Below are 19,264 nucleotides of genomic sequence, written 5' to 3' on the forward strand. Positions count from 1 at the left end.
GGAGATGGCCGGGCCCGCCGGCCCGGCCATCTCCCTGTCACCCCTAGTACGTGCCGTCGAGTTCCCCCCGCAGCTTGGTGAGCGCGCGGGCCAGCAGCCGGGAGACGTGCATCTGCGAGACGCCGATCTGCTCGGCGATCTGCGACTGCGTCAGGTTGCCGTAGAAGCGCAGCGTGAGGATCTTCTGCTCGCGCTCGTCGAGCGTCGCCAGGGCCGGGCCGAGGGCCACCCGCAGCTCGGCCAGCTCGAACTCGCCGTCCTCACCGCCGAGCATGTCGCCGAGCTCGGTGGCGCGGTCGCCGTCGCCGGTCGGCGTGGAGAGCGAGACCGCGTTGTAGGCGCGGGCGCCCTCCAGCCCTTCCAGCACCTCTTCCTCGGTGAGCTTGAGGTGGGCGGCGATGTCGGCGACCGTGGGCGAACGGCCGAGGCTCTGCAGCAGCGTGCTGTTGGCGTCGGAGATGGCCAGGCGCAGCTCCTGGAGGCGACGCGGGACCCGGATGTCCCAGGTGCGGTCGCGGAAGTGCCGCTTGAGCTCGCCGATGATGGTGGGGATCGCGTAGCCGGCGAAGTCGACACCGCGGGACGGGTCGAACTTGTCGATCGCCTTGATCAGGCCGACGGCGGCGGTCTGGGCCAGGTCGTCGGTGGGCTCGCCCCGACCGCTGTAGCGGTGGGCGAGATGGTTGGCGAGCGGTAGCCACGCCTCGATCGCCTTGTCGCGCAGGGCGGCGCGGGACGGGTGGCCGGCCGGCAGCGCGGCCATCGCGTTGAGCAGGTCGGCGGCGCTGTCGGTGAGCGCACGCGGGTCGAGCTTCGCAGTGGTGCCGGGTGCTGTTGTGGTCGCCGGCTCGCTGATCGTTGGCGCGGTCATGGGTGGTCCTCCCTGCACCTCGTCCGCGGATAAAAGACGTGACGCTTAGGTTTAACTTCAGATGTCCGTTCGGGAGTCACCTTAGCCCGATCAGTCTGACGAAATCTAGCCGAAAGTACGATGTACTTAAGTAATTTCTGGCCATCAAAGTGGCTAAACAGGCAAACCTTCCTCGGATTGTGGGCCTGCCTACGTCGGCGTGCGGTCAGCCCGGCCCGACCAGACATCGACGATGTCGCATCCGGGCGGCCCCACCCGCCCGGCCGGGCGGTCACGGTGGACCGGACGACCGGCGTCGAATGTCGGCTTTCCGTCGTTGTTGCGTCATCGGGACGGCCCGTAGCGTGCGGGTACATGCCCCGCCCCGGAGGTTCCGTGCTCGACCCCGCCGCTCCCCACCTGGTCGTCAACAGCCGCACGCTCTACTTCGGCTGGCTGCCGGCGGACCCGGACGCGGCCGCGGCGCTGGTCCCGGCCGGGCTGCGCCCGTCGCCCGACCGGCTGGTCTTCATGAACCAGTACGTGGTCGACGACGACAGCCAGACCTCCGGCTTCGGCGCGTACTCGCTGACCTACCTCGGCGTGGCGCTGACCGGGGTGGACGCGCCGGGCGGGTGCCACCCCGGTGGGTGGTGGACGCACTACGTGACCTGTAGCGAACGGGTCCGGGCCTACGCCGCCGCCCGGGGCGCGCCCGCCCACGCCGGCCGTACCCGCATCGCGCGCGACGGCGGGGAGACCGTCGCCGAGACGGAGATCGACGGCGTGCCGGTGATCCGCGCCCGCTGCCAGGTCGGCGAGACGGGCGGGACGATCAGCAGCGGCCACCACCGCTACTTCACGGCCCGCGACGGGCGGTTGCTCAGCTCCGTGTACCCGTACGTCGCCGAACCGGTGGACCCGTTCGTGATCGAGTCGTTGGAGTTCCTGGAGCCGGCGCACCCGATCTACGCGCTGCGCCCGGAGAATCCGCTGACCATCGGGTTCGGCTTCTACTCCCCGCGCGCCTCGTTCGCCTATCCCGGAGGGCTGACCGCCCACGCCGGGGACACCGGCACCCTCGAGGCCGTGCCCACCCTCGGCAGGATCGACGCCCTCTCCGTACCCGCCTGAACGCCCGCCCGGCACCGGGCGGGCGCGCTCACCACGTGCCGGACCGGCGGGCCCGCAGCGGCCGGCCGTCCGGGTCGTAGACCAGCCGGTACGCCGGCAGCGCCCACGCCCGGGTGTACCAGGGCAGCCGTTGCGCCCGGTGCGGCAGCAGCCGGCCCGGCGGCCGGGGACCGACCCGTCCGGTGTCGTGCCACCGTTGCAGCGCGTCGGCGGAGGCGGTGATCGCCGCCACGGCGTCGGCGGGGTCGACCAGGTCGGCGTCCTCGCCGCCGTGGGGGTCGCGGTCCAGGTGCTCGCGCCACAGCCGCAACCGCAGCTCCCGGGCGAAGACCCGGGCGCCGTCGCCGAGGCCGGCCGGGTCGGTCGGCGTCCGCTCGTCCCGGGTGTCGTCCAGCACCGCGCAGGACAACTCGCTGTCGTGCGTCCAGGACCGGCGGTTGAAGTTGTCGCTGCCGACGCTGGCCCACACGTCGTCGACCACACACACCTTGGCGTGCACGTACACCGGGGTTCCGGCGTGGTTCTCCACGTCGAGGACGTGCACCCGCTGCGGGGCCGCCCGCTCGCAGAGCGAGAGCGCCTGCTCCCGACCGACCGTGTTCGGCGGCAGCGCCAGCCGGCCGTCCACGTCCGGGTAGCGGGGGACCACCGCGACGAGGTGCAGGTCGGGATTGTCCCGCAGCGCCCGGGCGAAGAGGTCGGCCACCTCGGTGGACCACAGGTACTGGTCCTCGAGATAGATCAGCCGCCGGGCCCGCCGGACCGCCTTGGTGTAGCCGCGCGCCACCGTGCGTTCGCCGTGGGGGGCGAAGGAGTAGCGGGGCCGGACCGCCGGGTAGGTGCGCAGCACCTGGATGTGGTGCGGGCCGCAGGGCGGCGGATCGGCCGGCTGCGGCGGCAGCGGGTCGGGTCGCAGGTCCGCCTTGCGCAGCCGGTCACGCAGGTAGGCCAGGGGGTTCTCCGAGTCCAGCGGCATCGGGTCGCCCCACCGCTCCCGGAAGGTGGTGTCCAACGCCCCCACCACCGGCCCCCGCACCGCGAGCTGCACGTCGTGCCAGGGCGGGTGGTCCCCGTAGCGGGTGGACATCTGCACCGCCTGCGGGTCGCCCCGGTGCGCGGCGTCGTCGCGCCGGCTGTGGCAGAGGTCGATCCCGCCGGCGAAGGCGACGTCGCGTTCCGGCGCCCGCAGGTGCCGCAGCACCACCAGCTTCTGGTGGTGCGAGCCGCCCCGGCGGACCCGCTGGTCGAGCAGCACCTCGCCGCCGGCGGCGGAGACCGTCTCACTCAGGTCGCGGTTCTCCGCCTCGCTGTAGGCCAGGACGTCGAGGTGTGAGCGCCAGATCAGGCCCTTGACCACCACGCCCCGCTGCGCGGCGCGCGCGAGCAGTTGTGCCACGGTCGGTCCGTCCGGACGCAGCCGCTGGTCCGGGTCGCCCCGCCAGTCGCTGAAGAAGAGGTGGTCGCCGGCCTCCAGGGCCTCCACCTCGTCGACCAGCCGGTCGAAGTACGCGGCGCCGTGAATCAACGGCTCGGCGAGGTTTCCGCTGGTGCAAACGGGTAACTCTGACACCGGGTTGGCGCGTTCGGCCGCGCTCAGGAACCAGTTGCGCGATGCCACCGTTCCAGCCCCCCGAGGTCGACGACGTCCTCACCGTAGGACCCACGCCGTGGGTCCGCATCCCGACCGGCGCCCCGATGACCCGGTCGGCCGACCCGCGGCATCCCGCCCGATCACGACGCGACACCGAGGAGGCAACACCATGCCCGGCGAGAAGACGAACTCCGTGACCGAGTACCGCGAGCAGGCGGTGGAGAGCGAGCGGGGTGCGCTGGTGACGGTGTTGCTCATGGTGATCCTGGGCGTGGCGGGCATATTCGCCGTCTCCTGACGCCGCAGTCCGACGTGCCGGTGGGCGCCCCCGCGGTGCCGGAGTGCCCACCACCCGCGCGTGGCCTCAGGGCCTGGGGGCCTGGCCGTCGGTGTGCGGCAGCCGCTCGGCGGGAACGACGCCGAGCCGGCCGGCCTTGAAGTCCTCGAACGCCTGGAGCAGCTCGTCGCGGGTGTTCATCACGAACGGGCCGTAGTGCGCCACCGGCTCCCGGATCGGTTCGCCGCCCATGACGTAGAGGTCCAGCGTCGGGGTGTGGCCGTCCTGGCTGGCGTCGGCGGCGAAGGTCAGCGCGTCGCCGGGGCCGTGCACGGCGAGCTGCCCCGTGTGCGCCGGCCGCCCGTCGGTGCCCACCGTGCCCCGCCCGCCCAGCACGTAGACCAGGGCGTTGAAGTCGGGCCGCCAGGGCAGGTCGACGCGCGCGCCCGGCTGCACGGTCACGTGCGTGATGGTGATCGGCGTGTGGGTGGAGCCCGGCCCCCGGTGCCCGGCGATCTCGCCGGCGATGACCCGGATCAGCGCGCCGCCGTCGGGCGTGGTCAGCAGGGCCGCCTCCCGGCCGCGGATGTCCTGGTAGCGGGGCGGGTCCATTTTCGCCGCCCGGGGCAGGTTGACCCAGAGCTGGGTGCCGTGGAACAGCCCGCCACTCACGACGAGGTGCTCCGGCGGCGCCTCGATGTGCAGCAGCCCGCTCGCGGCCGTCATCCACTGGGTGTCGCCGTTGGTGATCGTGCCGCCGCCGCCCTGCGAGTCCTGGTGGTCCATGATCCCGTCGATCATGTACGTCACGGTCTCGAAGCCGCGGTGCGGGTGCCAGGCCGTGCCTCTCGGCTCGCCCGGGGCGTAGTCCACCTCGCCCATCTGGTCGAGGTGGATGAACGGGTCGAGTTCGGTCACCGGCACGCCGGCGAACGCCCGACGGACCGGGAAGCCCTCGCCCTCGTAGCCGCTGGGCGCGGTGGTCAGCCGGCGGACCGGGCGGAACGCGGTGGACTCGTCGAGCCGGGGCAGGCGGGGCAGGACGAGGACGTTGTCGACGGTGACGGCGGGCATCGGGGAACTCCTCAGCTGTGGGGGTGGGCGGTCGACGCGTCGCGCTGCGCGCGCAGGCGCCGACCGAGTCGCCCGAAGATCCGGGTGAGGCAGGCGACCTCGGCGTCGTCGAGGTCGTCCATCAGGTGGGCGCGCACCGAACGCAGGTGGTGCGGGGCCGCCTCGCGCAGGGCCAGCAGCCCGGCGGCGGTGAGCACGGCCTCGCTGCCGCGGCGGTCGTCCGGACAGGATTCCCGGGCCACCAGGCCGCGCCGCTGCATGGTGGTGATCTGGTACGTCAGGCGGCTCGGCGAGAAGACCAGGCGGCTCGCCAGCTCACCCATCCGCAGCCGTTGGCCCGGCGCCTCGGAGAGCAGGACGAGCACGTGGTAGTCGGCGAAGCTGAGCGCGCTGTCGGCGCGCAGGTCGTCCTCCAACCGCGTGTAGAGCCGCTGGCTGGCCTCGATGTAGGCCCGCCAGGCGGCGAGTCGGTCCCTGTCCAGGCTCTCGGTCACGCCACGACAGTAGCACTCCTTCAAAATTGAATTAGTGCCTGTGAGCGTCATCTCCCGACTGGCGGGGGAAAGGTGTTGCAGCTTTGAACGGTGTCTCCGCGAAAATCCGGGCACCGGGCCGCCCGGCGTGCCAGACTCCGGCCTCGTGGACCATCTCGAACTCGCCGCCCCAGGCTTGCTGCTGCGTCCCTGGCGGGAGGAGGACGCGCCAGGGGTCCTCGACGCGCTGCGGGATCCGGCGATCGCCCTGTGGAACCCCCAGGGCGGGCCGCTCGACCGGGACTCCGCGCTCGGGTGGGTCCGCCGCCGGGCCGACTGGTCTGCCGGGGACCACGTCTCCCTGGCGGTCGCCGATCCCGCCGATCCCGGCGTCCTGCTCGGCTCGGTGTCGCTGCACCGGATCGACGGCGGGGACGCCTCGATCGGCTACTGGACGGTGGCCGGGGCGCGCGGACGCGGGATCGCGGCACGGGCCGTCGTACGGCTGACGGGATGGGGGTTCGCGGAGCGCGGCCTGCATCGGATCGAGCTGTGCCACGCGGTGGCCAACCGGCCCTCCTGCCGGGTGGCCGAACGGGCCGGATACCGCGCCGAGGGCACACTGCGTGAGTCCTACCGATACGGTGACGGCCGGCGTCACGACGAGCACCTGCACGCCCGCCTCGCCACCGACCGCTGACCCGGCAGGCGGACCACGCCGAGGCGGGCCCGCCCCCGGTCGACGAGGCCCGGGGCGCCTCCCGGCCGGCGGGCGCCCCGACGGACCTCAGCGGGCGGGTGGCGAGGCCGTCATGTGCATCCGACCGAGGAGCTGACGGGCCTGCTCGGCGAACTGCGCGTCCACGATCACCGCGTACTGGCCGGCGCGCAGGGAGCTGGCCGAGGTGAAGTCGCGCCGCCCGCCGGTCATCGCGTGCGCGACCGCGCCGAACACCGCTCCCCAGACCGCGCCGACGAGCAGCCCGACCAGGATCACCGCGACCCAGTTGCCGGCCGTGAAGATGCCGAACAGCAGCCCGATGAAGAGCCCGAACCAGGCACCCGTGCCGGCGCCCGCCAGGGCGGCCCGCCCGGTCGTCATCCGCCCGAGCACGGTCTCGACGAGGGTGAGGTTCGTGCCGACGATGGCGCTGTGTTCGACCGGGAACCGGTTGTCCGCCAGGTAGTCGACGACCCGCTGGGCGGACGGATAGTCCGGGTACGACCCGATCGTGACGGTGGGCGGGCCGGTCTCCGGGCCGTGCCCGTCCTGACCTGGGGCGCTCGGCCGCCCGGCGGGACCGGACGGGAGGGTGTCGCCGCCCGGCATCCCGGGCCGCCATGCCGAGGTCGGGCTCGACGGTGTGGTCATGGGCTCCTCCTTCGTCGACCACCCGCGTTCCCGCCGCCGTCCCGGGGTAACGCCACCGGCGGAGCGGGTGCCCGCTGCCCGGCCCGCCCCCGCGCGGGGGCGGGCCAGGCGCGTGGGGGTCATGAGCAGGCGGTGCCGTTCAGGGTGAACCCGGTCGGGGTGGGCAGGGTGCCGCCCGGCCAGGTGCCCTGGAAGCCGATCGAGACCGTGCCGCCCGCGGGCAGGCCGGCGTTCCACGTGGCGTTGCGCACGGTGATCCGGTCGCCCGACTGGGTCCAGTCGCCGTTCCAGCCGTTGGTCAGCCGGACCCCCGCGCCGGGAGCGAACGTGACGGTCCAGCCGGTGAGCGCGGCGCCGTGGTTGGTCACCCGCAGTTCGGCGGTGAAGCCGCCGGCCCAGGAGTTCGGGGTGTACGACACCGCGCAGCCGCCGGTCGGCGGGGGAGTGGTCGGCGGGGGCGTCGTGGGCGGGGCCGTGGTCGGCGGCGCGGTGGTCGGCGGCGCGGTGGTGGGGGCCGGGCCGGCGGCGACGGCCAGGTCGTACGCCCGCTGCGGCACGAACTGGCCGGCCGGGGCGATGCAGCCGTCGGCCTCGCCGGGCAGCTTCACCCAGAGGTACGCGTCGACGGCGGAGTCCCCGGTGGCGGTGGTGCTCGGGGTGCCGATGGCCCGCCCGGCCGGGTCGCACCACTCGGAGCCGGCCGGCCCGTTGCCGTTGCGGCTGGTGTCGACGACCGCCCTGAGCCGGGACACCCCGGTCGCCGCGATCACGGCCTTGGCGTAGGCGACCTCGTCGGCGGTGCGCCGGTAGTTGGAGACGTTGAGCGAGATGCCGTCCGCGCTGTTGGCGACGTCCGCGCCGAGCAGCCGGGAGGCCGCCTCGCCGGGGGAGAGCCACGCGGAGTGGCCGATGTCGAAGTAGACCTTCGCGGCGGCCGAGCCCGTCTTGAGTTTCTTGCCGGCGTACGCCATGGAGGCCCTCGTCTCGGCCTGCTGGGCCCCGTTCTGGCAGCTGGTCATGAGCGGCAGTACGTCCGGTTCCAGGACGATGGTCGCCGGTCGTCCGGCCAGTCCGGCCGCGACCTGGTCGACCCACTGCCGGTAGGTGGCGTGGTCGGGGGCGCCGCCGCCGCTCGCCCCGCTGCAGTCGCGGTTGGGGATGTTGTAGACGACCAGGATCGGCACCTTGCCAGCGGCCGCCGCCGCCCCGACCAGGGCGTCGACCTCGGACCGTACGGTCGAGGTGTTGGTGCGGGTGAACCAGCGGCCCTGCGGGACGTTCGCGATCCTCTCGGAGATGACGGCGGCCCGGGGATCGCCGGGGTTGGCGGCGACCCAGGCCGCGGCGGCCGTGGCCGGGTCGACGTAGAACGCCGAGTCGGCGGCGACGGCGGCGGGAGTGTGCAGGACGCCGACGGCGACGGTGGCGGCGACGGTGAGGGCCGCGGCGGCGCCGGCCGCGACGAGTGCGGGTCTGCTTCTCACGGAACTCTCCCATCCATCGAGGAGCACCGCTGGAAGCGCTCCCATGCATCGCCGTCAAACTACGTGCTGGGCGCGGCGATGGGAAGGGCCCGCGGCGCGACCGGCGATTTTTCCCGGGCCGGCGGGGTCTGCGGGGGGAGGATGGCGGGATGCGCCTGGTGATCACCGCCGACACCCACGTGCCGAAGCGGGCCAGGGACCTGCCGGAGCAGCTCTGGGCGGCGGTCGACGCCGCCGACGTGGTGCTGCACGCGGGAGACTGGGTCGACGAGGCGCTGCTGGACGCCCTGGCCGCCCGGGCCCGGCGTCTCGTCGGCGTGTACGGCAACAACGACGGGCCGGCGCTGCGCGCCCGGCTGCCCGAGGTGGCCCGGATCGAACTCGACGGGCTGCGGGTCGCCGTGGTGCACGAGACCGGCCCGAAGGCCGGGCGGGAAAGTCGGTGTGCGGCCCGCTTCCCCGACACCGACGTGCTGGTCTTCGGTCACTCGCACATCCCCTGGGACACGGTCGCCCCGGGCGGCCCGCGACTGCTCAATCCCGGCTCGCCCACCGACCGCCGCGCCCAGCCGTACGCCACGTACCTGACGGCGCGGGTGGCGGCGGGGCGGCTCGACGAGGTCGAGCTGCACCGCCTGCCAGCGCGCCGCCCGCCCGGTCACTGACCGCGGCCGGTCTCCTCCTGGAGCTGGTCGATCCGCTTCGAGGCCTCGGCCTTGGTCAGTCCCTCCGGCGGTTCCTCGCCGGCCTCCCGGGCCAGGGTCGCCAGGTAGGACTCCTGGGCGGCGGTCGGCGGCTCCTCGCCGGTGACCCACTCGTCCGGGTCCTTGATGGCGGCCTCCGGGTTGGCCCGGCTGCTGGTGCGGTCCGTCATGGTCTCCACCCTCCTTCGAACAGACGTGCCAATACCCCGTGCGGCCCCGATCCATGCGCTCTCCCGCGCGTCGTACGCCCGGGCGTGCCGCGCGTGCGTCCCGCCGCGCCGGGGACACGGGCCCGCATACGATCACCGGGTGACTGCGCGAGAGCGGGCGGGTGTGGTGGTGGTCGGCGCCGGCATCGCCGGGGTGGCGTGCGCGACGGAACTGGCCCGCGCGGGCATCCCGGTGGAGATCCGGGAGCGCGCCCGGGTGGCCGGCGGCCGGATGGCCAGCCGCCGCTTCGACGGCCGGCCCGCCGACACCGGCGCCGCGTACTTCACGGTCGGCGATCCGGACTTCGCCGAGGTGGCCGAGGGATGGCGCTCGGCCGGCCTGGCCCGCGAGTGGACCGACACCTTCGTCGCGTACGGCGCCGACGGTCGGCGCGCGGTGCCGGGCCCGATGCGCTGGGCGGCGCCCCGGGGGCTGCGTTCGCTGGTGGAGCACCTGGCCCGGGACCTGCCGGTGACCGTGGACCGGCTCGTGCTCGGCGTCGAGCCGGGGCCCGTGGTGGACGGGCGGCCCTGTGCGGCGGTGGCGCTCGCCATGCCGGGGCCGCAGGCGGCCCTGCTGCTCGACCCGGCCCTGGCCGCCGCCACCCGCGCCACGCAGGCCCAGCGCTGGTCGCCGTCCCTGGCCGGGGTGCTGCGTTTCCCGGCCCGCCGGTGGGCCACCTTCCGGGGCGCCTTCGTCAACGACCACCCGCTGCTGAACCTCGTCTGCGACGACGGCGACCGCCGTGGCGACGACGCGCCGGTGCTGGTCGCCCACACCACGCCCGAGTTCGCCGCCGGCCACCTCGCCCAGCCCAGCGGGGCCGGGCCGGCGATCGAGGAAGCCGTCCGGGACCTGCTGGGGCTGCCCGAAGCGGCGGTGCACGTGCACGTGCACCGCTGGACGTACGCGAAGCCCACCGCCGGGCCCGGCGGGACGTACCACCTCGACGCCGACGGCGTCGGGCTGGCCGGCGACGCCTTCGGCAAGCCCCGGGTGCAGAGCGCCTGGCTCTCCGGTCGCGACCTCGGTCGTGCCCTCGTCACCCGCCTGCGTGGGGCGTGAGGGCCGGAGCCCCCTGCCGGCCCCGGCGCGGGCCGGGCGGCCGGCCACCGGCGGCGCCGGGACCGCCGGCCTGACCGCGCTCGGACGGGTCGGCGGTGCGTTGCCCCGACCGGTCCAGCAACTGCATCACCGGGGTCGCCGCGATGCCGTGCACCACCACCGAGACGATCACCACGAGGCCGACGGTCGCCCAGATCAGGTCCGCCTGGGCGAAATCGGCCTTCGTCGTCGCGTACGCCACGTAGAAGAACGAGCCGACGCCCCGGATGCCGAACAGGGCGATCACCAAGTGCTCGGCGGGCCGACCGGGCGCCCCCCGCAGCGACAGCCAGCCGACCAGCGGACGGACCACGAAGACCAGAGCCAGCCCGACCGCGGCGGCCGGCCAGGTCAGCGGGCCCAGCAGGCCGCCCACCACGGCGCCGCCGAAGAGCAGCAGCAACAGCACGGTGAGCAGCCGCTCGACCTGCTCGGCGAAGTCGTGCAGCACGGAGTGGAACTCGTGGGTGCGTTCGGCGGACCGGATCGCCCGGGCGGCCACGAAGACCGCGAGGAAGCCGTACCCGCCCAGGAGCTCCACCAGCCCGTACGCCAGGAAGGTCGCGGCCAGCGCGAGGAAGCCCTCCGAGTGCCGGGCCAGCCGCAGCTCGCTCGGGGCCCGGAAGAAGAGCTTGCCGAGCAGCCAGCCGACCAGCCAACCGCCCGCCACCCCAGCCGCCACCTTCCAGAGCAGGTCCACGCCGATCCAGCGGCCCAGCCAGTCGCCGGGGGCCAGGCTGGTGGTGGCGATGGCGATGGCGGCGTACACGAAGGGGAAGGCCAGCCCGTCGTTCAGCCCGGCCTCCGAGGTGAGGGCGAAGCGGACCTCGTCCTCGGAGTCCTCGACGTCGGTGGGCTCGCCGACCTGCACGTCGGCGGCGAGCACCGGATCGGTCGGCGCGAGGGCCGCCCCCAGCAGCAGCGCGCCGGCCGGCAGCAGCCCGGCCCACCACCAGCCGAGCAGCGCCACCGCCGCGATGCACAGCGGCATGGCGATGGCCAGCAGCCGCCACGTCGACGACCAGCGGGCCCAGCTCAACGGCCGGTCGATCTTCAGGCCGGCCCCCATCAGCGCCACGATGACACCGATCTCGGTGAGGTGGGTGGCGAACGTCCGGTGCGCGAGCGGATCAGGGCTCGGTAGCCCGATGGGGAGGAGGAAGACCAGCATGCCCAGCCCGAGGAAGGCGATCGGCATGGACAGGGGGCGGTGTTCGAGCAGCCGGGGCAGGATCCCCGCCAGCAGCGCACCCAGACCGACCACCGCGAACGCCACGTCTACCGGCTCCACGACCCCACCTCTCCGCCTCGCCCACAGAGTGCGGGCAGGTGGTGCAAGTCCTTGCCCCCGGAAGACTTCTCGTATTCCTGTCCGGAGCGACGGAACCGGCGCCGGTCACCCCAACCGGGCGACCGGCGAGTCGTCGAGGCCGGCGAGCAGCGCGGCGGGGTCCTCGTAGATCGCCACCGCGCCGGCCCCGGCCAGTTCGCCGCGGCTGGTGCCGCCGCAGGTCAGCCCCACGCAGGGGATGTCCAACTGGCCGGCGGCGGCGACGTCCCACACCGAGTCGCCGACGAAGACCACACGTTCGGCGGCGAGCCCGGACTGCTCCAGCGCGGCCACCAGGATGTCCGGCGCCGGCTTGCTCTCCCGCGCGTCCGCCGAGCAGGTGACGGTGTGGATCACGTCGTCGGCGGCCAGCGCCCGGCGCAGGGCGGCCACCTCGTGCTCGGCGGCGGAGGTGGCGAGCACGACCCGCAGCCCCCGCTCCGCGCAGGCCCGTAGCAGGTCGGCGGCGCTGGGCAGCGCGACCAGCCGCTCCCAGTACTCGGCGAAGAGGGTGTCGTGGGAGTCGCGCAGCTTCTGGTCCCCGCTCCGATCGCGCTCCGGGCCGAGCAGGTGGTCGAGCAGCTTGTCCGAACCCATCCCGATGGCACGGTGGATCGTCGCCATGGGGATGGGCCGGTCGAGCTGGCGCAACGCCTCCCACCAGCTCACGGTGTGCAGGTAGGTGGTGTCGACCAGGGTGCCGTCCACGTCGAAGAGGACACCGGTGGGCTTGTCGGTGGGCATGCCGTCCTCCTACCCCCTCCGGACGGGGGTGACGCCCCGGTCACCCGGGCGGGATCAGGATCTCGAACCAGACCGTCGAGCCGCGTACCGTCGGGTCCGTCCCCCACGCGTCGCTCAGCTCCTCGATCAGCCCGAGCCCGCGGCCCCGGCTGCTGAGCGTGTCGGTCTGCGCCCGGGTCACCGTGCCCCGGGTGCCCGAGTCGGCGACCGACACCAGCAGCCGCTCCGGGCTGAGGTCGATCTCCACCCGGGCCGCGGTGCCCGCGTGCAGCAGGGCGTTGGTGGTCAGCTCGCTGGTGCAGAGCACCGCCGCGCCGATGACCGACTCGGGCACCTGCCACTCCGTGAGCTGCCCGGTCAGCCAGTGCCGCACCCGGCTCGGCGCGGTCGGCTCGGCCGGCACCTCCATGCTCGTCGAGCGCGACGGCCGCAGCGCGTGCTCCACCGCGAGCACGGCGACGTCGTCCTCGGTGGCGCCGGGCACGGCCGCGGTCGCCACCGCGCACAGCGCGCGGGGATCACCGCTGCCCGCGCCGGCGACGGCGGCGGCCAGGGCCTCCAGGCCGGCCGTCAGGTCCTGCCAGCGCCGCTCCACCACCCCGTCGCTGAACAGCAGCAGCGTGTCGCCGGGGGCGAAAGGCACCGTGACGGTGGGTGGCCGGCAGCCCAGGCCCAGCGGGGCGCCCGCAGGCAGATCGAGGTATTCGGCGACCGGCTCACCGTCGAGGGCGCACCGGCGGATCAGCGGGGCCGGGTGACCGGCACTGGCCAGGGTGAGCCGTTGCCGGTCTGCGTCGACGACCCCGAAGACCACCGTCACGAAGAGCTCGTGGGTTTCGCCCTCGGCGCCCAGGCTGGTGACCAGCCGGTCGAGCCCGGCCAGCACGGCGTCCGGGCGGGGATCGCTCAGCGCCAGCGCCCGCAGCGCGGCGCGGACCTGACCCATCCGGGCCGCGGCCTGCACGTCGTGGCCGGCGACGTCGCCGAGCACGATGCCCAGGCCGCCGTCGGGCAGCAGGAAGGCGTCGTAGAAGTCCCCGCCGGCGGCGTTGCCGTCGACGCCCGGGTCGTAGCGGGCGGCGATCCGCATCCGGGGCAGGTCGGGCAGGTGCTCCGGCAGCATGCTGCGTTGCAGCAGCTGGGCGGTGCCGTGCTGGGTCTCGAACCGGCGAGCCCGTTCGGCGGCCTGACCGACCAGCTCGGCCGAGGCGGCCAGCAGCGCGCGCCGGGCGGCCGACCAGACGTGCGGCACCTGGTAGCCGACCGTCAGGCCGCCGCGCACCACCGAGGCCCGCAGCGGCACCGCCGCGAGCGAGCGGACCTTCTGGTCGTGCCGGTCCACCGCGATCTCCCGCAGCGGCTGGTCGTCGTCGACGAAGTACGGCACGCCGTTGCGGGCGGCGGTCACCACCGGTGCCTGCCACTCCGGGGGGATGCGCCGCCACAGCGGGGGGAGCCGCTCGTCGGCCTCGTCCATCAGCTCGCCACGGATGCGCCGGACCATCCGCCAGCCACCGCCCTCGTCGACGGCGAACGAGACCCGGTCGGCGTCGAACGCCGTGATCGCGTAGCGCAGCGCGACCCGGGCCACGTCGTCCAGGGTGAGGGTGCCGGCGAGCGCCGCGGCGAAGTCGCTGAGGCTCTGCAACTGCTGGGTGACCTGGGTGGTCTCCGCGGCGACGGTCAGCACGCCGATGATCCGCCCCGCGCTGTCGCGTACGGGCGAGTAGCCCCGGGTGAAGACCGACTGCTCGACCAGGCCGGGACGGCGGTGCAGCGGGAGGGTCGTCTCCTTCTCCAGGAACGGCTCGCCGGAGCGGTAGGTGTGCTCGATGGCGTCGCCGACGCCGGGCAGCGGCCACGACTCGGCGAACACCTCGGCCGCCGGCCGGCCCACCGCGTCGGGGTGCCGGTCGCCGATCAGCTCGGCGTACGCGTCGTTGTAGACGAGCAGGTGCTCGTCGCCCAGGGTGAGGGCCATCGGCACGGGCGAGGCGAGGAGCAGTTCGGTGGCGGCCCGGACCGCCGGGTCCCACGTGCGCCACGGGCCGAGCGGGGTGCCACCCCAGTCGTGACGCAGGACGATGGCCGCCGTGTGCGACGCGGAGGGTGTTCCCGAGACCGGGACTGGTGGGTTCGGCACCCGTCCGACCGTTCCTGGCATGAGCGCAGCCTAGCCGGAGGCCCTGTCGCCGGTTTCCGATCATGCCCCGTGCGTCGTCGCAGCCGGACGTTCGGGCAGGTCATGACCAGTCTGCGGTGACCTGTCGGGAAAAACTCGGGGACCGGGACGGCGTGCCGCGTCGGTGACCGGGTATGCGCGCGGCGCAGTCCATGCGACAGGAGGGACATCATGCCGGAAAGCCTCGCGGTCAGGCAGGTCGACATCGGCGACGCCGTGGCCGACATGTGGAGGTCGGTGCTGCTGTTCATACCGCGGGCCATCGCTTTCATCGCGATCCTCGTGGTCGGATGGCTCATCGCCAGAGCAGTGCTCAAGCTCGTCGACGCGGCGCTCGAACGGGTCGGCTTCGACAAGGCGGTGGAACGGGGCGGCATCAAGCGCGCGCTGGAACGCACCAAGTACGACGCCAGCGACATCCTGGCGAAGCTGGCGTACTACGCGGTGCTGCTGTTCACCCTGCAGTTCGCCTTCGGGGTGTGGGGACCCAACGCGATCAGTGACCTGATCGGCGGTGTGGTCGCCTGGCTGCCACGCGCCTTCGTGGCGATCATCATCATCGTCGTGGCCGCCGCGATCGCCAGCGCCGTCCGGGATCTGGTCACCGGGGCGCTGGGCGGACTCTCGTACGGCAAGATCCTCGCCGACCTGACGGCGGTCTTCATCATCGCGCTGGGTGTGATCGCCGCACTGAACCAGGTGGGCATCGCCACCGCGGTGACCACGCCGGTGCTGATCGCGGTGCTCGCCACGGTGGCCGGCATCCTGATCATCGGCGTCGGCGGTGGCCTGGTGCGGCCGATGCAGAACCGTTGGGAGGGCTGGCTGAACCGGATGGCCGAGGAGTCACGGGCGGTGCAGGAGCACCGCCGGGCCCGGGACGCAGGCCGGAGCGACGTCGGCCGGCAGATGGCCGACCGGACGGTGGCCGAGCGTACCGAGGTGATGCCGCGCGGGCAGGAGTCCGCGACGGCCGGCGGGCGTGGCACCTACCAGTCGGGCAACGTGGGCGACGAGACCCAGCAGTTCCGCCGCTGACGGTGACCCGCGACGGGAGGGGTGTCCGCGAACCTGCGGGCGCCCCTCCGGCGTGCCCGGAGCCGCGTCGCCGGGGCCACGACGGTCGGGGGCGTGTGCCGGCGGTGGGCAACCGCGCGGGTTCGCCGCCCGGACCGGCGGGAGCGCGTCCTCGCCGGGCTGCCCACCTGCCCGGCGGCCGCCGCCTCAGACCAGCGGGAGCGGGGCGGGCGCCGGGGCGCCGAGCGAACGGGACAGCGCGCAGACCGCGAGCAGCCGGGTGAGCAGCCAGTCCGGCGCGGACCAGTCCACCGGCGTCGCCGGGGGCTGCCAGCCGTGCTCCGACGCGGCGGCGCGGACGCCCTCCGCGTAGCCGGCGAGCGCGGCGGCGCTCAGCGGCCGGCGGTCGCCGTCCAGGCTCTCCCGCACCGCGGCGGCGTGCTGGTCGACCAGGGCGAGCAGGCCCGGACGCGCGGCGGCAGCGGCCAACCCCTCGGCGCCGACGGAGGCGGACAGGAGGGCGAGGGTGGCTCGCGCCGAGCCGGCGGCGGAACGGGTCTCGGCCCGGGTGAACGGCACACGCATGGTGACCGAGGCTAGCCGGCCGCTCCCCTGGTCGGCCTCGGCCGGTCGGCGGGTTTTTGCCCCTCGTCCGAACGGTCAGCGGGCGGCACGGGGATTGATCCGACGCGGGCGGGGCAGGAGGAGGACCGCCCGGAGGGGCACAGCCGACACCTGGAGGAACGGATGGGACGACACGAGGACGGGCCGGACGAGCGGCACCGCAGGCCCGCCGGGGTCAGCGACGGGACGGTGGCGGCGCTCGGCAAGCTCAGCGAGGCGCTGGAGTGCGTCGAGCGGGTCCGCGGCCACCTCTACTCGCTGCACCAGCTCGTGGGGCACGCCGACCTGATGCTCGACGACGCCGTGGAGATGTTCCGCGCGGCCGGGCACGACCGGATCGCCGACCGGATCGACACCGACCTGCTGGGCCGCAACGTCATCGCCGGGCGGTGGACGTTCCAGATCGTCGAGGACTTCGACGACGGCTACTACGCCCTCTTCCAAGACCTCGAGCGGGCCGCCCGCGAGGAACTGGTCGACGGTCGCCGGCACCTCTACGAGGCGGAGATGAAGGAGCGCCGGCGCAGCCGGGGCCGGCCCGGACACGAGGCGCGTCCCGACGGCGAGAAATAGCCACCGACCCGAGGAGGCGGCGGCCGGCTGCCGGCGACGGACCCGGCCGGGCGCGTCGTCAGTCCGTGGAGCGGGCGCCGGCCGGGCGGCGCCGGTCCGCGTCGTCGGCGATGATCACCGTCGCCACCATCAGCGCCACGCAGAGGCTGAACAACCAGGAGTCGTCCGAGACCAGCTTGGCGGAGACGGGGGCCTGGAGCGCGGCGAGGAGAAAGCCGAGCCATGCCAGGCGGCGCTGACGCGCGGAGAGGATGCCGGAGCCCTGATGCATCCCGAAAGTCTTGCGCGTGACCCGGGGCTTGCCGTCAGCCGAACGGCCGATTCTGGATGAGCTGTCCGTTTCACCGACCGTCTGGACCGTAATCTCCGTCCCACCGGGGGAGGTCGGGTGGCGCCGCCGCCGGCGCGGGGCAGGATGGACCCCCGTGTCCACCGCCCCGCCCCGCGCCTCACTGCTCCTGCTGGCCTACCTCGCCTTCGTCAGCCTCGGCCTGCCCGACGGCCTGATCGGCGTGGGCTGGCCCTCGATCCGGGCCGACTTCGGCGTGCCCACCGAGGCCGTCGGCCTGGTGCTCACCGCCGGTACGGCCGGATACCTGACCTCCAGCGTGCTGGCCGGCTTCACGCTGGCCCGGCTCGGCGTCGGCTGGCTGCTCGCCGGCAGCACGCTGCTGGCCAGCCTGGCGCTCGGCGGCTACGCGTCGACCCCCGGGCTCGCCCTGATGGTGGGCTGCGCGCTGGTGCTCGGTCTGGGCTCCGGCGCGATCGACTCCGGTCTGAACGCGTACGCGGCGGGCGCCTTCGGCCCCCGGCACATGAACTGGATGCACGCGTTCTTCGGCCTCGGCGTGGCGCTCGGGCCGCTCATCATGACCGGCGCGCTCAGCGTCGGGCTCTCCTGGCGCTGGGGCTACGGCCTGGTGGCCGGGGCCCAGCTCGCGCTGGCCGCCGCCTTCGCGCTGACCGTGCGGGCCTGGCGGGACCGCGCCCCGGCCCGGGGGCCCGCCGGGTCCACGGCGGGGGAGGCGGTCGTCGCCGCACCGGCCGTCACCCGGGTACGCGACACGCTGCGGCTGCCTGCGGTCTGGCTCGGCACCGCGGCCTTCGCCGTCTACGTGGCCATCGAGGTGGCCGCCGGGCTCTGGGCGTTCCTGCTGTTGACCGAGGGGCGAGGTCTCGGCGCGGCCGTCGCGGGTGTCTGCGTCTCGGGCTACTGGGGAAGCCTGTTCGTCGGGCGGGTGGTGCAGGGCGTGGTGGCCGAGCGGCTGGGCGCGGCGACGGTGCTGCGGGGCAGCCTGGTCGGGATGGCGGTCGGTGCGGTCCTGGTCGCGCTGCCCGCACCGGCCTGGGTCGCCGTGACCGGGCTGTTCGTCGTCGGTTTCGCCGCCGCCCCGGTCTTCCCGCTGCTCACCCTCACCACCGCCGAGCGGGTCGGCGCGGCGCACGCGGACCGGACCATCGGGCTCCAGATCGCCGCGGCCGGGCTGGGCGGCGCGCTGCTGCCGGCCGGGATCGGGGTGCTGCTCGGCAACACCTCGGTCGAGCTGCTCGGGCCGGCGCTGGTCGTGCTCGCGCTGGGCCTGATCGCCCTGCGGACGGCCGGTACCCGCCGACCGGCACCCAGCTGAGCGGTGCGGCGCGCGGACCACGAGGCCGCGGCGCCGCACGGCGGCTCACATCGTGTCGGGCCCGGTCCGCCCCGTCGTCGAGGGTCGGTACGCGCGGTCCGGGTCGGTCGGCTCGCGGCCCGCGCCGGCGGCCTGCCCGCCGCGGTCCGCCGCCTCCGGGCCGTGCCCGAAGGCCGCCTCCTCGCCGGCGTCGTTGCCCGTCACGTCGTCAGCCTGGCCGTCCAGGGTCGACCGGGCCACGGCCCGGTCCAGTTCCCGCAGGGGCGTCCGTTCCTCGTCCCGCCACACCTTGTCGTCGTCCGTCATGTCCATCGCGGTACCCCGCCCCGGTGCGGGCAAACGACGATGGCCGCCGGCAGAGCCGGCGGCCATCGGACGTTCGTACCCGGGGGCGGGGATCAGGGCTGCGGACGGTCGACCTTGCCGCGCCACGCACCGGTCTCCTGACCGCGTCGCTCGATGAACTGCTTGAACCGCTCCAGGTCGCCCTTCGCCCGCCGGTCGACGATGCCGAGCTTGTCGCCGGCCTGCTCGACCACGCCGTGCGGTTCGAACTCAAGCTGGAGCGTGACCCGGGTGGTGTCCGCGTCCAGCCGGTGGAAGGTCACCACGCCCGCGTGCTGGGTGCCGCCCGTCGAGCGCCAGGCGACCCGCTCGTCCGGGAGCTGCTCGGTGATCTCGGCGTCGAACTCCCGCTTCACCCCCGCGATCTCCACCGTCCAGTGGGTCATCGTGTCCGTCAGCTGCCGGATCTCCTGCACCCCCTCCATGAACTGGGGGAAGTCCTCGAACTGGGTCCACTGGTCGTAGGCGGTGCGCACCGGGACGGAGACGTCCACGTGTTCGGTAACGCCACTCATCAGACATCCTCCTTCGTCCGCCGGCGGCGGGCC

Annotated in this window: 22 protein-coding genes; 8 read left to right on the forward strand and 14 right to left on the reverse strand. The window is 74.3% G+C overall.

Annotation, left to right across the window (positions count from 1 at the left end; genetic code table 11):
- Window positions 1-43 precede the first annotated feature (43 nt).
- Window positions 44-871, reverse strand: a complete 828-nt coding sequence (locus KBX06_RS11540; RefSeq protein ID WP_210834474.1) for a SigB/SigF/SigG family RNA polymerase sigma factor — start codon at window positions 869-871, stop codon at window positions 44-46.
- Between the two features lie 354 nt (window positions 872-1,225).
- On the opposite strand from KBX06_RS11540, the gene KBX06_RS11545 reads away from it, so the two are divergent.
- On the forward strand, window positions 1,226-1,984 hold the full coding sequence (locus KBX06_RS11545; protein WP_247685708.1) for a hypothetical protein: 759 nt from the start codon (window positions 1,226-1,228) through the stop codon (window positions 1,982-1,984).
- A gap of 28 nt (window positions 1,985-2,012) precedes the next feature.
- On the opposite strand, the gene KBX06_RS11550 is transcribed toward KBX06_RS11545, so the two are convergent.
- Window positions 2,013-3,602, reverse strand: coding sequence for a phospholipase D-like domain-containing protein (locus KBX06_RS11550; RefSeq protein WP_210834475.1), 1,590 nt, complete (start codon window positions 3,600-3,602; stop codon window positions 2,013-2,015).
- Between the two features lie 142 nt (window positions 3,603-3,744).
- Between KBX06_RS11550 and KBX06_RS28220 the strand changes: the two genes are divergently transcribed.
- The gene (locus KBX06_RS28220; RefSeq protein WP_256442366.1) at window positions 3,745-3,873 is read left to right on the forward strand and encodes a hypothetical protein; all 129 of its coding nucleotides are present in this window, start codon (window positions 3,745-3,747) and stop codon (window positions 3,871-3,873) included.
- Window positions 3,874-3,939: 66 nt separating this feature from the next.
- Here the strand turns inward: KBX06_RS28220 and KBX06_RS11555 are convergent, their stop codons facing one another.
- Both KBX06_RS11555 and KBX06_RS11560 read right to left on the reverse strand, forming a co-directional pair.
- Window positions 3,940-4,926 (reverse strand): pirin family protein, encoded by a 987-nt coding sequence (locus KBX06_RS11555; protein WP_210834476.1) that lies wholly within the window; start codon window positions 4,924-4,926, stop codon window positions 3,940-3,942.
- Window positions 4,927-4,937: 11 nt separating this feature from the next.
- Window positions 4,938-5,420: a MarR family winged helix-turn-helix transcriptional regulator gene (locus KBX06_RS11560; RefSeq protein WP_210834477.1), complete on the reverse strand. Its 483-nt coding sequence runs from the start codon at window positions 5,418-5,420 to the stop codon at window positions 4,938-4,940.
- Window positions 5,421-5,565: 145 nt separating this feature from the next.
- On the opposite strand from KBX06_RS11560, the gene KBX06_RS11565 reads away from it, so the two are divergent.
- Entirely contained in the window at window positions 5,566-6,099 is a 534-nt protein-coding gene (locus KBX06_RS11565; protein ID WP_210834478.1) for a GNAT family N-acetyltransferase, read from the forward strand.
- Window positions 6,100-6,186: 87 nt separating this feature from the next.
- Here KBX06_RS11565 and KBX06_RS11570 read toward each other — a convergent pair whose 3' ends face one another.
- Both KBX06_RS11570 and KBX06_RS11575 read right to left on the reverse strand, forming a co-directional pair.
- Entirely contained in the window at window positions 6,187-6,771 is a 585-nt protein-coding gene (locus KBX06_RS11570) for a general stress protein (RefSeq protein WP_210834479.1), read from the reverse strand.
- Window positions 6,772-6,890: 119 nt separating this feature from the next.
- Window positions 6,891-8,255 carry a glycoside hydrolase family 6 protein gene (locus tag KBX06_RS11575; RefSeq protein WP_307854602.1) on the reverse strand — a complete coding sequence of 455 codons (1,365 nt, stop codon included), beginning with the start codon at window positions 8,253-8,255 and terminating at the stop codon, window positions 6,891-6,893.
- A gap of 149 nt (window positions 8,256-8,404) precedes the next feature.
- Here KBX06_RS11575 and KBX06_RS11580 point away from each other — a divergent pair, with 149 nt between their 5' ends.
- Window positions 8,405-8,920, forward strand: a complete 516-nt coding sequence (locus KBX06_RS11580; RefSeq protein ID WP_210834481.1) for a metallophosphoesterase — start codon at window positions 8,405-8,407, stop codon at window positions 8,918-8,920.
- Here KBX06_RS11580 and KBX06_RS11585 read toward each other — a convergent pair.
- Window positions 8,914-9,129, reverse strand: coding sequence for a DUF3072 domain-containing protein (locus KBX06_RS11585; protein ID WP_210834482.1), 216 nt, complete (start codon window positions 9,127-9,129; stop codon window positions 8,914-8,916). The genes KBX06_RS11580 and KBX06_RS11585 overlap by 7 nt on opposite strands.
- A 163-nt stretch (window positions 9,130-9,292) precedes the next feature.
- Between KBX06_RS11585 and KBX06_RS11590 the strand changes: the two genes are divergently transcribed.
- Window positions 9,293-10,234 carry an NAD(P)/FAD-dependent oxidoreductase gene (locus KBX06_RS11590; RefSeq protein WP_210834662.1) on the forward strand — a complete coding sequence of 314 codons (942 nt, stop codon included), beginning with the start codon at window positions 9,293-9,295 and terminating at the stop codon, window positions 10,232-10,234.
- Here the strand turns inward: KBX06_RS11590 and KBX06_RS11595 are convergent.
- The 3 genes from KBX06_RS11595 to KBX06_RS11605 form a co-directional block, all read right to left on the reverse strand.
- Window positions 10,212-11,564: a sodium:proton antiporter gene (locus tag KBX06_RS11595; RefSeq protein WP_210834483.1), complete on the reverse strand. Its 1,353-nt coding sequence runs from the start codon at window positions 11,562-11,564 to the stop codon at window positions 10,212-10,214. The genes KBX06_RS11590 and KBX06_RS11595 overlap by 23 nt on opposite strands.
- 105 nt (window positions 11,565-11,669) lie before the next feature.
- On the reverse strand, window positions 11,670-12,347 hold the full coding sequence (locus tag KBX06_RS11600; protein ID WP_210834484.1) for an HAD family hydrolase: 678 nt from the start codon (window positions 12,345-12,347) through the stop codon (window positions 11,670-11,672).
- A gap of 40 nt (window positions 12,348-12,387) precedes the next feature.
- Window positions 12,388-14,511, reverse strand: coding sequence for a SpoIIE family protein phosphatase (locus tag KBX06_RS11605; RefSeq protein WP_210834485.1), 2,124 nt, complete (start codon window positions 14,509-14,511; stop codon window positions 12,388-12,390).
- A 189-nt stretch (window positions 14,512-14,700) separates the two neighbouring features.
- Between KBX06_RS11605 and KBX06_RS11610 the strand changes: the two genes are divergently transcribed.
- Window positions 14,701-15,567 carry a hypothetical protein gene (locus tag KBX06_RS11610; RefSeq protein WP_210834486.1) on the forward strand — a complete coding sequence of 289 codons (867 nt, stop codon included), beginning with the start codon at window positions 14,701-14,703 and terminating at the stop codon, window positions 15,565-15,567.
- Window positions 15,568-15,753: 186 nt separating this feature from the next.
- Here the strand turns inward: KBX06_RS11610 and KBX06_RS11615 are convergent, their stop codons facing one another.
- Window positions 15,754-16,131, reverse strand: coding sequence for a DUF6401 family natural product biosynthesis protein (locus KBX06_RS11615; protein WP_210834487.1), 378 nt, complete (start codon window positions 16,129-16,131; stop codon window positions 15,754-15,756).
- Window positions 16,132-16,293: 162 nt separating this feature from the next.
- On the opposite strand from KBX06_RS11615, the gene KBX06_RS11620 reads away from it, so the two are divergent.
- Entirely contained in the window at window positions 16,294-16,743 is a 450-nt protein-coding gene (locus KBX06_RS11620; RefSeq protein ID WP_210834488.1) for a hypothetical protein, read from the forward strand.
- Window positions 16,744-16,801: 58 nt separating this feature from the next.
- Here the strand turns inward: KBX06_RS11620 and KBX06_RS11625 are convergent, their stop codons facing one another.
- Window positions 16,802-17,014: a hypothetical protein gene (locus tag KBX06_RS11625; protein WP_210834489.1), complete on the reverse strand. Its 213-nt coding sequence runs from the start codon at window positions 17,012-17,014 to the stop codon at window positions 16,802-16,804.
- 154 nt (window positions 17,015-17,168) lie between these two features.
- Here KBX06_RS11625 and KBX06_RS11630 point away from each other — a divergent pair, with 154 nt between their 5' ends.
- The gene (locus KBX06_RS11630; RefSeq protein WP_210834490.1) at window positions 17,169-18,371 is read left to right on the forward strand and encodes a sugar MFS transporter; all 1,203 of its coding nucleotides are present in this window, start codon (window positions 17,169-17,171) and stop codon (window positions 18,369-18,371) included.
- A 45-nt stretch (window positions 18,372-18,416) separates the two neighbouring features.
- On the opposite strand, the gene KBX06_RS11635 is transcribed toward KBX06_RS11630, so the two are convergent.
- Window positions 18,417-18,677, reverse strand: coding sequence for a hypothetical protein (locus KBX06_RS11635; RefSeq protein WP_210834491.1), 261 nt, complete (start codon window positions 18,675-18,677; stop codon window positions 18,417-18,419).
- A 92-nt stretch (window positions 18,678-18,769) separates the two neighbouring features.
- A complete protein-coding gene (locus KBX06_RS11640) occupies window positions 18,770-19,231 on the reverse strand; it encodes an SRPBCC family protein (RefSeq protein ID WP_210834492.1) in 462 nt (153 codons plus the stop codon).
- Between the last annotated feature and the right edge of the window lie 33 nt (window positions 19,232-19,264).

The sequence above is a fragment of the Micromonospora sp. C31 genome, assembly GCF_018070575.1.
GTDB lineage: Bacteria > Actinomycetota > Actinomycetes > Mycobacteriales > Micromonosporaceae > Micromonospora.